Raw genomic sequence first — 13,799 nt, forward strand, 5'->3', positions numbered from 1 at the left:
AACTGGTTTACCCATTCTTGTTACTGTACTTCACCAGACTAAGAAACGCTATATACGTCTATTTCCAATTACTCATTTCACTTTAAAAGAAAGTATCAATACTAGCTAATATCATTTTTTATCAAAATCATCAATAAAAATTATTCATACCTGAATAGAATACTCAGGTATGAATAAATGAATTCTATTACAGCTAGTAAACGTTATTGCTTTCGCTTCTGAATAGGCCGTTTTCTAACTTGTAATTACTAGAAGCGATAGCCTAATCCGGCTTGGAAGCTGATAGCATCAGCATCACTATTTCTGTAGGCGTCAATACCCCATTTAGTATCGCCGTAGGCAATGACATTTTTCCTAACTTCTGATTCAATTCCAAGGGTGACTACAGGTGAATTCCGATTGCCCAATGGAGTTTTTTGACCTTCGTCAGTTACAAAGGAATAACCACCACCGAAGTAAACGTTAGTATTTTTGGCGATGGGTGCATCATAAGTCACTATGGGCATAATTGCAGCAGCATCACCACCATACAGCACAGAACCCCGCAGCGAAACAGGGGCATTGGGAACGGCGTATCGTCCTTGAATATTACCACCAATTTGTGCTTCATCGTTTCCTTGTCCGCCACTGGTTGCACCAACAGCAACACCAGCACCGATGTAGTTACCGTTAGTACCTGCTGTTTGAGCAGATGCAACGCCGGCTGAGAGGATAATGGAAGCAACAGCAAGGAAAGAGGCAGCTAATTTTGTAAGTTTCATAGAATTATTCTCACTAGAGTTAGGTAAAATCAATATTCTCTAGTACTAGAATCTCTTTTTTTACAAAATGTGACCTCACGCATCTGGTTCACCCAAGTGGCTGAATTCTTTCTCACCCATCTGGGTGTAACAAGTGAAATATTTAGATAACAGTTATTTCTTCAAAAAGCGCTGACGTAGACGAGATATAAAAATATTTACCTCTGGTATTTTCAGCCAGGAAGCGATCGCCGCAAACACCACAATCCCTACGAAGCCAGATACACACAATTGCAACACCAGAATCAGTAAACCCGTTTTACCTAACAACTGCTGAGAACCAACCAAAGTCCCATAGCTTGCTACTCCAGCAACTACGCTACTACCAGCCAAACCCAAAATCGGCAAACTCCACTCGCGCCAAGGTAAACCATTGAGTTTGCGATCGAGCAACCATAACAGCATTAACATTGAGCTACAATTTACACCCACTGTTGCTAATACCAAACCGGGAGCGCCAAAAGGTTTAACGAAAAACCAATCTAATAAAATATTGAGCAAGATGTTAAAAATACTGATGCGAAATGGGGTTTGTCCATCGCCTAAAGCATAGAATACCCGCACCAAAACATCACGCCCTAAATAGACAAACATCCCAATTCCATAAGCTACTAGCAAGGACGAAACTAGCTGTGTGGCTTCTGGCTTGAAAGCACCGCGCTCATATACTACCTGCACAATGGGTACAGATAACGACACCATCAACGCCCCTAGCGGTAGCATGGTGAAAGCAGTAAGTAGCAGTCCTTGGCGAATCCGTAATTTTAAGTCCTGCCAATTTTCGGGGCTAGATAGTTTGGCAAATATTGGTAACAGAGGCAGTAAAATGATATTAGAAATAATCCCCAAGGGAGTTTGGACTAATAAATTAGCATAGTTAAATCCGGCTGCTGCACCAGGGATAGGACTAGCAAAATAAAGGTCAGTGGCAACATTAATTGGCATCATTCCAGAGGAAATTGTTGCCGGAGTCATGATTTTAATTACTTCTTGAACGCCAGGAGATTTAAAATCAAACCGCAGGCGTAATGTGCCTAAACCTAACCGCCACTGGACAATTAGTTGCACTAACCACTGGAGAATTGCTCCTGCTAAGGTTCCCCAAGCTAATACCATTCCCCCGATTAAAGCATACTCCGGCTTAATAATGTCTTTGCCCAGTTGCATCGCTAAGATAGCAAGACCGCCAACAACGGTAATACTGGATAATAAAGGGCTAATAGAGAGTAACCAATATTGATTGGCTGTATTGAGAGTACCAAAGCCAATGCCAATTAAACCGGCAAATAAAGCCATCGGTGCCATAATGCGGAGTTGTTGAATGGCGATCGCTCTGGTTGTTTCTTCCAAACCATGACCGACTAAATCAACGATCGCATCCGCAAATAGAACTTGAGCAAATGTCACCAGCAACAGCACTCCAGCTACCAGCGTTGTCACGGTTTCCACTAAGGGAGCCGCTTCTTCTCGCCGCCGCTTGGCTAAAACGCTGACGAGCGCACTGTGTAATGGCCCATTTACACCACCGAGTAAGATCAATAGAAAGCCAGGGATAATATAGGCATAACTATAGGCGGTGGCAGCAGCACCAACACCAAACGCGGCAGCGATCGCTTGCTGCCGCACTAAACCGAAGACTTTACTAATTAATGTGGCTGCGGCAACAATGCCAGCAATTCCAGCGAAAGAACGAGAGGGTTTTTGGTCTTGTTGTGTCACGAATAATACCCGACAACTCTTGCAGAGTGCATACTTTAAAACATTTAACCTGAAATTCCGCAGTCTGTCAGGTAAATTTTGACAAAACCTTTTTTATAGTGGGCTGTACTTAGTCATCTCCTCTGTTGTGTACAAGCCAAAATTATTTTTTAATCCATTACAAGGATAGATCGATAAAGGGGAACTATAACAATAACCATCTTCTGGGAGATAGTTGAACTAGGGATTGGGGATTGGAGACTAGGGACTGGGTATCAGGCGAGATTTGAATGGGGATTGGAATCCCAAACAAATTTTACTCATATTTTCTTCCCTGGTACCCAGTACACAGTCCCAGAGCGCCCATTTCCAACAAATTGCCATCCATCTGAAATTGGTAAATTCTGGACGCGGCCAGTTGAAGACTGTAAAACTTTGCAGTTTGTCATATTTGTGACACTTCTTAACCCCATGAACTTTGGTGTGAGGAACCCTTGTATAAAAACGAGATAATCCAGAGCAATGGAACCCAATTCAAATTTCACAGAAAATCAACTTCTTTTGTCCAGCGCTCAACTTCAAGAGCAACTAGAGCAACAAAAAGCTCTAGCAAGTGTTATTGTCCGAATTCGTGAGTCTCTTGACTTAGAAACAATTTTTCAAACTACTGTTACACAAGTGCGTCAGTTGCTAAATGCTGACCGGGTGGCAGTCTTCCAGTTCGACCGCGAACAAAACTGGGAGGGAGAATTTGTTTGTGAAGATGTTGCAATTGGCTGGGACTCAGCAATGGCAGTAAAAGTTTACGATCGCGGCTTTGGAGAACAATTTGCTGCCAATTATCAACAAGGTCGAGTGCAAGCAGTAGCAGATATTTACAAGGCGGGACTGAGTGATTGTCATCTGGAAATTTTGAGTAAATTTCAGGTACAGGCTAATCTTGTTGTCCCTCTATCGCGGAAGCAGGAACTGTGGGGATTGCTTTGCATTCATCAGTGCAGTGAGGCTCGTAATTGGAAAGAATCGGAAATTGAGTTTATTCGTCAAATTGCCGACCATCTTGCTGTTGCGATTCAACAAGCAAAGCATCTCCATGAAGTCAAATTGCAAGCTGCAAAATTAGCTCAAGCAGTTCAGCGCGACCAAGTAATAGCTAAAATTGTTGATGAAATTCGCTCACCCCTTGATATTGAAACCATCTTTAAAATCACAACTCAAGAAATACGTAAGCTGCTGCAAGCCGATCGAGTTGCTATCTTTAGCTTCAATCCCGATTGGAGTGGTAACTTTGTAGCTGAATCATTTGCAGAAGGCTGGACTCCTTTAGTTAGCGTTGAGCCTGCGATCACTGATACTTATTTACAACAGACACAAGGTGGACGTTACGTTAACAACCAGACATTTACAGTCAATGATATTTATCAAGCCGGATTAACAAACTGTCATGTAACCCTGTTAGAGCAATTCCAGGCAAAAGCCTTTGCAACTGCCCCCATTCTCCAAGGAGACAAACTTTGGGGAGTCATTGCTGCCTACCAAAATGCTTCACCTAGAGAGTGGCGATCTTATGAAGTCGAATCACTGAGCAAAATCGGTACACAAATTGGTGTAGCAGTGCGACACCATAAATTGCTGGCATACGCTCAGTACCAAGCAGAGCAACAAAAGACATTAACTAGTGTAATTACTCGAATTCGGGAGTCTCTAGATTTAGATACAATCTTCCAGACTACTGTCACCGAGGCCCGGCAAATGCTGCAAGCAGACCGAGTGGCAGTCTTTCGTTTTGACCCGCAAAAAGATTGGGAAGGAGAATTTATTTCTGAGGATTTTGTGCCTGAGTGTAACTCGGTAATGGCAGAAAAAGTTTATGACCATTGCTTCGGGGAACACTTTGCATACCTTTACGCCCAAGGTCGAGTAAATGCGATCGCTGACATTTATCAAGGAAAGTTCCCCGGTTGCTACGTCCAAATTCTAGAAAAATTTCAAGTGCGGGCAAATATGGTCGCACCTCTATTGAAAAAAGGTGAACTTTGGGGATTGCTATGTATTCACCAATGCACCGCTCCTCGTTATTGGCAACCCTCTGAAATTGAATTTACTAGTCAAATAGCCGAACAATTAGGAGTCGCATTAAAACAGGATTCTTATTTAAAACAAGTTCAAATGCAGGTTATCCAGTTAGCAGAAGCCACTGAACGCGAAAAAGCAATGGAACGGCAAGAACTGCTAGCTGCAACGATTGATAAAATCCGTCAGTCACTTGATATTAAAACTATTTTTAGAACCACTACTCATGCTGTGCGAGAGTTACTCGAAGTCGAGCGAGTTGCAATTTACCGCTTCAACCCAGATTGGAGCGGTAAATTTGTCGCAGATTCCTTTAAAGATGGTTGGAAACCAGTTGCACAAACCCAACCAATGATTATAGAAACTTTTGAGGACACAGACGACGATAACGAACTTCCGCGTAACGAAACCTTTGTTCCAATTCGGGAAGGTGAAAAATTATGGGGATTATTAGTTGCTTATCAAAATTCGCAACCGCGTTATTGGAAAGAGGAAGAAATCAATTTACTGGCTCAAGTTGGGGTGCAATTAGGAATTGCGATTCAGCAAGCAGAATTACTCGAGCAAACTAAACGTCAAACCTTAGAACTTACTCAAACTCTCCAAGAATTAAAACAAACTCAAACCAGGTTAATTCAGGGTGAAAAAATGGCAGGATTAGGACAACTACTTGCTGGAGTTGCCCATGAAATCAACAATCCTATCAGTTTTATTTTTGGCAATCTTATCCATTTAAATGAATATACTGAAGAACTACTAAAGGTAGTGAAACTTTACCGTCAAAACTCCTCAATCTTGCCAACTGTCCAAGAGCAAATCGACAAGAGTGATTTGGACTTTCTCATTGAAGATTTACCCAAAACTCTTGAGTCAATGAAAGTAGGAACAGAGCGGATTTGTGATATTGTGCTATCACTGCGAAACTTTTCTCGTACAGATGAGGCTGAATTGAAGCCAGTAGATATTCATGAAGGCTTGGATAGTACTTTACTAATTTTAGGGCATCGCCTTAAAAACAATAATGATTGCCCAGCTATTGAGATTGTTAAACAATATGATAGTTTACCTTTGCTCGAATGCTATCCCGCACAATTAAATCAAGTGTTTATGAATCTTTTAAGTAACAGTATTGATGCATTAGAGGAAAAGTTTAACACTATACAGCAAAGGTATTTGAAATTATTACAAACGTGTCCGAGAATACCCTTAACTATCTGGATTAATACGCAAGTCATTCATAACCAGATTGTAATTAGAATAGCTGATAATGGTCTTGGGATTCCAGAAGAAGTGCGATCGCATATATTTGATCCCTTCTTCACTACCAAAGCACCAGGTAAAGGTACGGGGTTAGGATTGTCTATTAGCCATCAAATAGTGGTTGAAAAACATCATGGTCAGATGAAATGTTCTTCTAAATCAGGAGAAGGAACAGAATTTTTAATTGAAATTCCAACTGGTAATTAGAGGCGACTAATTTTTGACAATTCTCAGTCAATATTAAAGGGGAACCAAGATAAGTAGAGGTTTCCTCCATTGCGTTGTGCCATTAGACTAATCCACCAACGCCTGAATCAATATAATTTATTTATAGTTTAGGGCGTTTTTTGGGATGCGATCGCAGAGTTGATGTTGAGAAAGTAGCAGACTTAGTATAAACAGCTACTAATTTGAAGCGAGAAACTTTTGCTCGTCTTAACTATTTCTTGTTTCTCTTCAAACCCAGAACTATAGCACCCACTCAAAGGTACGGTTTCACCAGATGCTAAAATTAAGGTAACTCGATAAACAAAGCCACCTTCGCTAGAATCAGAACTTTCAACTTTAATATCAACAATTTCATTCAACGAGTACAAAAAACTGCTTTTCCTAATTTTCCAAACCATCTATATCGGCTGAGAGTTAAACTATTTGATTCTTTATCAAAATTACAGTTGATAAATGAACCTACCGCTATTATTAGTAAAGTTAATAAAAACCAAAATATGGTTATGCCAATTGCGCCATAACCTTTGGAGGTATCATCTTGCTTAACTAGTAAACTTGTTTCTAAAGGTTGTGCAAAAAAAATATTAATTGATGATATTATAGAATGTGCTTCTTCGTAATAATAATCACTGTAAGCAACTCGTGTAAACGGAACACTTTCTTTATTAGTTAATAATTGAACTCGGTATTTATATACGATTTTTCCATCTTTATCAGTATTAGTTTGTTTTTCTAAACGAGTTCCAATTAATCCATAAATTTGTTTTTGGCTTTTCTGATAACCCAAAAAATCAAATTCTATCAGTTGACATATAATTGTTGATGACTTTTGCTCAATACTTGAAGCTTCTAAATTTTGCGGAATACGCTCACAATTAAGTTGTGTGACAGGTATAATTATGAAAATAGTATATAAGTAAATTATCTCTACTTGTCCAAAAAATAACCCAATAAATCGAAGCAACTTGGGTTAAATAGTAAAGTTAACTTTATTTTATGTTTGCTCATGAATTTTTATATTTTTACCTCTGAGCAAATACCAAAATAAAATCAAATTTGTAATTAATAATACATAGTTTAATAAAAAGCTTTGTTTTCCATTTTTTGAGTAAAATGTCTCTGTTTTGAAGCTCAACGCAAAGATTCTTTACTTACAACCCAAACTATCTCGCGTTGACACACTCGTAACTGGATTTACGCCATTGGCTCTTTCACACAGCAGCGATACTTGATAGCGGTCAATTAAAGCATCGGTAAAATCAGCACCAGTGACATCAGCATTATAAAAACGGCTGCGGGTCAAAGTGGCTTCTGTAAAAATGGCATTTTTCAGGTTAGCACCATCCATAGTCGCGCGATCAACTAAAGCGCCGCTCAAGTTCGCATCTTCCAAATTTGCCTTTAATAAAACTCCTTTAGTCAGAATTGCGTTGGTTAAATTTGCTGCTTGAAAATTTGTCCCCCGCATTTCTGCTGCGACAAAAGTCACACCTACTAAATCAGCATGAGAGAAGTCACGATTTTCTAAATTTATATTGTTGTAATTAATGGTGTTTATCTGAGCAAAAGCCGGTTTAGGATTAAGTATTATCCACCCAAATGCTAGTAGTAAAATCACAATCAAACCCAAAAAGCGCAGTAAAATCTTTTTCATAACTTTATTATTTGTCAATAGTCCTTTGTCATTAGTCCTTTGTCATTTAAGCAATGACTAATGACTAATGACTAATGACTCTTAGCTATTTCCAATCTTTACCAATGCGGATTGTCAGATCGGATTCTAAATCACCAATGGCAGACACCTCGATTTGACCCAAGCCTAAGACTTTTTGCAAATCAACTCCAACTCGTCGGTTGCCTTTTTGGACAATAATCTGAGTTTGACGTTGGGTATCTGGCCAATCAGGCACTTTGTAAATATTATTAAAGCCTTTCTGTTTCAGATAAGCAATAACTTTTTCAGTTAGCTGAGGTTGATTTGAAGCATTTTGAATAGCAATTTTGAGGTTAGGAACCTGACGCATATCTGGCTTTAGACCAGGTACATTTACCCCAACATAATCATTCAACAGGCTCTGTTGTCCAGTCATATTCAGCCAATAGCTATCAGGGTCTTTGCTAAAACGGCTAAAGGTACCAGGCAACACGGTCATTTGGAAATTATCTCGATCTAGGTTAAGACCGAAATTGACCAACGCCATCATTTCTTCCATCTTCAGGTTGGTATCAAAATATTTTCGCATCAAGCGAGTTAATTGAGGCAACCTGGGTAAGACGGTGGGACTATTTAAGCGTTGCAGCAAAGCTGCTACAAGTGCTTGCTGACGTTGGACTCTCGGCAAATCTCCTAAACCTGGTTCGCGGAATCGGGCAAACTGTTCTGCTTGTTCGCCGTTGAGGGTTTGCCAGCCACTGACTAAATTAATCGACAGCCGACTACTGGAGTCTTTATATTCCATTGATTGGGGAACAAAGACTTCTACTCCGCCTAACTGATCGACTAACTGCCGTAAGCCGCTAGTAGAAATGCGGATGTAGCGATCGATTGGGGCGTTGTTTAAAGTACGGCTAACTACCCGTGCTGCCAAGACTGGGCCGCCTTTGGCATTGGCATCAGATACCTTAGTTAATCCCTTTTCTCCCTTTTCGGGGATGGCGATCATTGTATCTCTGGGAATGGAAAGTACCCGTACAGATTTTTCACTAGGGTTAAGTCGTACCAGTAGCATGGAGTCGCTTTTCCCTGCAAAGCTTTCTGGTGAGCCATCAACAGTACCGCTGACTGGTTCAATCCCCATGATTAAAATATTCATCGGTCGTGAAAGCTTGTACTGGGAGAGCTTGCTCCATAACTCCCCTGGTAATGGGATTTTTACTTCGTCTTTAGCAGCAGTTCCTAAATCGTCATCTGTTCGATCTAGATTGCTCCATAAAGGAGTCCACAGCGCTAACGTTGACACCAGCAGTCCAGATAATATGATGCCAATGACAACCGTCATAAACCATAACAGCCATCGAGGCATGGTTAAGCCCAGTCTCTCAGAAAGCTGATTGGGAATTGCGCCCACAGATTCGACGACGCTACGGTGGTTCGGATTCGCTGGCTGGTTTAGTTTAACCTCCTCCTCAGAGTCGGCTACTGGTGCTGGCGTTACTTGATTTTCTGTCCGTTGAAGTTGCGACGATCGCACGTCACTTTCAAATACTACTTGTTGAGACGTAACCGGATTTTCCGACCATTCGACTTGTTTTATCACAATTATCTCCCCACTCAACCACTCCCTAAAAGTATGTTAATCCAAGCTACAAATATTGCCAGTGGAAAAGCTCACTGTAAACTTGTAATGTTCTTCGGTAGGCGTGTATGACAACATGAATACTTTATTGTTCCCCGTAATCCTAGCTGGTGGTAAAGGTGAACGTTTTTGGCCCCTAAGCCGCAAAGACCGACCCAAGCAATTTTTAAGTCTTGATGGTAGCTCTAGAAGTCTATTACAAGCAACCGCCGATCGATTGATTGAACTCGGTGGCAGTTGGGATTCCTTGTGGGTCATAACTTCTAGTCAGATAGCTGAAGGCGTAAGACAACAGTTACCCGATTTACCAGTTGAAAACTTGCTGATTGAATCGGAAGGAAGAGACACTGCCGCAGCCGTTGCTTGGACAAGTTTAGAAATCAAACAGCGCTATGGAGAAGACGCTGTGATTGGCTTTTTCCCTGCTGACCACTGGATTGCTGACCAAGAGGCGTTTGCACACACATTAAATGCAGCAACGCAACTGGCAACAAGCACAGCAGCGATCGTTACACTGGGGATCAAGCCGACTTTTCCATCAACAGGTTACGGCTACATTGAACAAGGTGAAAAAATAGGTAGCTTTAATGAGTTGCCAGCTTATCACGTGAACCGCTTTACTGAAAAGCCCGACCGGGAAACGGCAGAGACTTTTTTATCTACGGGACGTTTTAGCTGGAATAGTGGAATGTTCGTTTTTCGGGCGGGGGTTGTTCTCAAGGAACTACATACCCATGCTCCAGAAATTATCGAACCTTTAGAACAACATGGCCCTAATATCTATCCTCAGTTGCCTAAGAAGAGTATAGACTATGCATTAATGGAAAAGACCACTCTAGCATACGTTTTGCCAGTTGATTTTGGTTGGGATGATTTAGGAGATTGGAATGCGATCGAACGTTTACTGAAGACAAAAGAGACTCCAAACGTGGAACTCGCTACTCACGTAAGTTTAGATACGCAAGGGGCGATTATTTACGCCTCAAATCCAGAGGATGTAGTTGTTACTATTGGTTTAGAAGATGTGGTGATTGTGCGCGATCGCAATGTCACCCTCGTTGTCAAAAAAGAACGTACTCAGGAAATCAAGCAGATCCTTAAAATTCTCCAAAGTGATTCCCGATTTACTGACCTGTTATAAAAGTTAGAACCCTTGGCAGAGGCGAAAAAGTCTGTTTTTCCATTATAACTTGACTGTCTGTTATTTTATCTGACAGCTATGGACATTATTAGCTTTGAGCCTCTCGCCAAGACAATGGCAATCGATTCTATTACTGCCTATCAAAAATATATTTCTCCGTCCAAAGGATTTTCTTGTTCCCATCGCTTATTACACGGCGGGGATTCCTGCTCTAATTACGTCAAACGAATGCTGAACGAACAAAAGCTCCACCAAGCCGTACAATCATCCTTAAAAAGATTTCAAGAATGTGCGGTAGCTAGCAAAACTTTAACAAGCATTAAAACTAGAGCCGATTTTGGTTGTATTGTCATCCCCTGCTGCCTACCTCTTTAACTCCTCTGTATCTTTGCAGTTATTTTACAAAAATGTTCCTCACCCAAACTGTTCCCCGTCAACGAGAAATCCTTGAAGTCTTCCTTCGTAATGGCTGGGACTATATGCGAAGGTTACTTACTGGTGGCAAAGCTGATGAACCTCAACTTCCAACACCTGCGGTTTTAAAAAATATCCTGGTAGACTTGGGGCCAGTTTACGTCAAACTTGGTCAGTTAATGTCTACCCGCCCTGACTTACTGAGCGCCTCCTACATTGAGGAATTGTCAACTCTACAAGATGAAGTACCGCCAGTTCCTTGGTCAGAAATAGAAATAATCCTTCGTAAAGAATTAAAACTTTCACTAGCAGAAACCTTTAGTACAGTTAACCCGATCCCAGTCGCAGCCGGATCGATTGCTCAGACACATCGAGCTACACTAGCAGACGGTCGAGAAGTCGCTCTGAAAGTGCAACGTCCGGGAATTGATCTGACCATTGCCCAAGATATTGCTTTAATTCAAGGTATTGCCGATTTAGTGGCGCGAACTGATTTTGGGCAAACCTATGAGATCAAATCCATCGCCGAAGAATTTACCAAAGCTTTAGAAGCCGAGTTAGATTTTACAAGGGAAGCGGGTTTTACAGACCAACTGCGGCGCAACTTATCTAAAAGTCGTTGGTACGATCCTACACAAATAGTGGTTGCGGAAATTAACTGGGAATTGACCACACCAAAATTACTGGTAATGGAATGGCTGGATGGGGTACCGTTCTTGGCGGCGGATTTGGATAACGACCCCAACGTTAAAGATCCTGCCGAAAAGCGTAAAGAAATAACTACTTTGTTATTTCGGGTATTTTTCCAGCAACTATATATTGATGGCTTTTTTCACGCTGATCCCCATCCAGGAAACTTGTTTTATCTCAAAGATGGTCGTGTTGCCCTTTTAGATTGTGGCATGGTGGGAAGACTCGATCCCCGTACACAGCAGATATTAACAGAAATGTTGTTAGCGATCGTTGATTTAGATGCTCAAAGGTGCGCTCAGTTAACTTTACAGCTATCAGATTCTGGTCAGCCAGTAATTTTGTCGCGGTTAGAAAATGATTACGATCGCATGTTACGTAAGTATCATAATGTCAGCCTTACGCAAATCAACTTCAGTCAGATAATTTATGAAGTTTTACAAGTTGCCCGCAACAATAAAATTAGGTTGCCTAGTAATATGGGTTTGTATGCCAAAACCCTAGCGAATTTAGAAGGGGTAGCGCGGACATTCAACCCAGAGCTTAATTTTTTTGATGAAATCAAACCATTAATTACAGACTTGTTTCGTCGGCAATTGCTGGGCGATAATCCAGTGCGATCGCTATTACGGACAGCCTTAGATATTAAAAGTCTCTCTCTGCAATCTCCCCGCCAAATTGAACTATTATTAGACCGTGTTACTTCAGAAACCTTACAGTGGAATCTCTCACTGCGGGGGTTAGATGGTGTGCGGCGCACTATGGACGATGCAGCGAACCGACTATCTTTTAGTATTTTAGTGGGTTCGTTGATTATGGGTGCGGCAATTATTTCCACCAGAGCGCAGACAACTCAGCTATCTTTTTTAAGCACCACCCTGTTTGCCGTCGCTAGTTTATTGGGTTTGTGGTTAATTATTAGTACATTGCGATCGGGACGTTTACGGTAAAATCATTTTGAATTTTGGACTTTGAATTGAAGGAAAAATCTAAAATTTAAAATTGAATGACTCCCAATACTGTTCGGTTAAGGCAAAAGACGCGATGAATCGCCGTCTCTACAATAATCAGTCTTTCGTAGAGACTGCGATTTATAGCGTCTTTAGCGTACAATTTTATACTTCAACATAGGTTTGCATTGTCGCTTTTGCCACAATTTTTATTAATTGGATAATACTCCTGCAATACTCGTCAATTCCATAATTTTCTCAAACTGAAAATCATGAGCTAAATTCTTAATAAAATTTTGCAATACAGCATGTTCCGAAGGGATTTGTTCAATCAATTCTAAAATCAGGTCATCACTACATTGAGCTGCGGCAGTGTATACCTGTTTCACCCATTCAGGTGACATTTCAGATAATAGATTCACTAAATCCGTAAGCGTTAATATTGATTTTGGTCTTTGTTGCTTTAGGTTTGTTAGCTGATAGCTTTCTTGTTGATAAATATATTGAACTCCCAAATATTTGCTTAACTTTTCTAGTAATACTTCCTCGCGGAAAGGCTTGTTAATATAATCATCGCAACCCGCTTTGATTATTGCCTCTCGTTGTTCCTCAAAAGCATGAGCAGTTAAGGCAATAATAATTGTCTTCCAATTGGGGGTTTGGGATTCGGTATTTTGGATTGAGTCTTCTCTAGTTTTAATAACTTTTGTGGCTTCGTAGCCATCCATAATTGGCATCCGTATATCCATTAAAATTAGATGTGGTTGCCATGTCTGCCAAATTGCGATCGCTTCGATGCCATTTATTGCTTCCTGGACTGCAAAACCGATGGATGTGAGAATTTTCATTAGTACTAAACGGCTGTCTGTGGAGTCATCAACCACTAAAATACGGTATTCGCTTTGAGCCGGCGCTAAACTAATGACTTGGCGTCTAGTTTGTTGGATCTGGATTTCACTGGCTGCGGCTAGACCAATTTGAATATCAAAAGCAAATTTACTTCCCTCGCCAATAGTACTAGTGACGCTAATATTTCCTCCCATTAGTTGCACATATTTGCGGCTAATTGCTAAACCTAGTCCTGTTCCCTGTTGCGATTTTCTTCCGGTTTCAGTTTGCCCAAAAGCTTCAAATAGCAAGTCAATTTCTTGTAGGGCAATACCGCGGCCAGTGTCTTGTACCTCGAAGGTTAGGCATTGGGCATTGGGCATTGGGCATTGGGGATTAATTATTCTCCTCTGCTCCCCAG

At 41.0% G+C, this 13,799-nt stretch carries 11 protein-coding genes; 4 read left to right on the forward strand and 7 right to left on the reverse strand.

What is annotated here, in order from left to right; translation table 11 throughout:
- Positions 1-248: 248 nt before the first annotated feature.
- Together ACFE93_RS31160 and murJ are read right to left on the reverse strand one after the other, a co-directional pair.
- Positions 249-761 carry an outer membrane beta-barrel protein gene (locus ACFE93_RS31160; RefSeq protein ID WP_375479444.1) on the reverse strand — a complete coding sequence of 171 codons (513 nt, stop codon included), beginning with the start codon at positions 759-761 and terminating at the stop codon, positions 249-251.
- Between the two features lie 153 nt (positions 762-914).
- The gene (murJ, locus tag ACFE93_RS31165; RefSeq protein WP_375479446.1) at positions 915-2,519 is read right to left on the reverse strand and encodes a murein biosynthesis integral membrane protein MurJ; all 1,605 of its coding nucleotides are present in this window, start codon (positions 2,517-2,519) and stop codon (positions 915-917) included.
- Positions 2,520-3,020: 501 nt separating this feature from the next.
- Between murJ and ACFE93_RS31170 the strand changes: the two genes are divergently transcribed.
- Positions 3,021-6,038: a GAF domain-containing protein gene (locus tag ACFE93_RS31170; RefSeq protein WP_375479448.1), complete on the forward strand. Its 3,018-nt coding sequence runs from the start codon at positions 3,021-3,023 to the stop codon at positions 6,036-6,038.
- A gap of 182 nt (positions 6,039-6,220) precedes the next feature.
- On the opposite strand, the gene ACFE93_RS31175 is transcribed toward ACFE93_RS31170, so the two are convergent.
- The 4 genes from ACFE93_RS31175 to ACFE93_RS31190 form a co-directional block, all read right to left on the reverse strand.
- Positions 6,221-6,427: a hypothetical protein gene (locus ACFE93_RS31175; RefSeq protein ID WP_375479450.1), complete on the reverse strand. Its 207-nt coding sequence runs from the start codon at positions 6,425-6,427 to the stop codon at positions 6,221-6,223.
- On the reverse strand, positions 6,415-7,023 hold the full coding sequence (locus tag ACFE93_RS31180; RefSeq protein ID WP_375479452.1) for a hypothetical protein: 609 nt from the start codon (positions 7,021-7,023) through the stop codon (positions 6,415-6,417). The genes ACFE93_RS31175 and ACFE93_RS31180 overlap by 13 nt, the downstream gene beginning before the upstream one ends.
- 183 nt (positions 7,024-7,206) lie before the next feature.
- On the reverse strand, positions 7,207-7,713 hold the full coding sequence (locus ACFE93_RS31185) for a pentapeptide repeat-containing protein (protein ID WP_375479464.1): 507 nt from the start codon (positions 7,711-7,713) through the stop codon (positions 7,207-7,209).
- Between the two features lie 85 nt (positions 7,714-7,798).
- On the reverse strand, positions 7,799-9,316 hold the full coding sequence (locus tag ACFE93_RS31190) for an LCP family protein (protein WP_375479454.1): 1,518 nt from the start codon (positions 9,314-9,316) through the stop codon (positions 7,799-7,801).
- Between the two features lie 115 nt (positions 9,317-9,431).
- Here ACFE93_RS31190 and ACFE93_RS31195 point away from each other — a divergent pair, with 115 nt between their 5' ends.
- The 3 genes from ACFE93_RS31195 to ACFE93_RS31205 all read left to right on the forward strand — a co-directional run bounded on the left by ACFE93_RS31195 (position 9,432) and on the right by ACFE93_RS31205 (position 12,550).
- On the forward strand, positions 9,432-10,496 hold the full coding sequence (locus tag ACFE93_RS31195) for a mannose-1-phosphate guanylyltransferase (protein WP_375479456.1): 1,065 nt from the start codon (positions 9,432-9,434) through the stop codon (positions 10,494-10,496).
- 78 nt (positions 10,497-10,574) lie between these two features.
- Positions 10,575-10,871: a membrane protein insertion efficiency factor YidD gene (yidD, locus tag ACFE93_RS31200; protein ID WP_375479458.1), complete on the forward strand. Its 297-nt coding sequence runs from the start codon at positions 10,575-10,577 to the stop codon at positions 10,869-10,871.
- A 32-nt stretch (positions 10,872-10,903) separates the two neighbouring features.
- Positions 10,904-12,550, forward strand: coding sequence for an ABC1 kinase family protein (locus ACFE93_RS31205; RefSeq protein WP_375479460.1), 1,647 nt, complete (start codon positions 10,904-10,906; stop codon positions 12,548-12,550).
- A gap of 212 nt (positions 12,551-12,762) precedes the next feature.
- Here the strand turns inward: ACFE93_RS31205 and ACFE93_RS31210 are convergent.
- Positions 12,763-13,799 (reverse strand): response regulator (locus ACFE93_RS31210; RefSeq protein ID WP_375479462.1); only part of this gene is annotated, 1,037 nt, incomplete at its 5' end.

Source organism: uncultured Nostoc sp. (genome assembly GCF_964247315.1).
Classification (GTDB): domain Bacteria; phylum Cyanobacteriota; class Cyanobacteriia; order Cyanobacteriales; family Nostocaceae; genus Nostoc.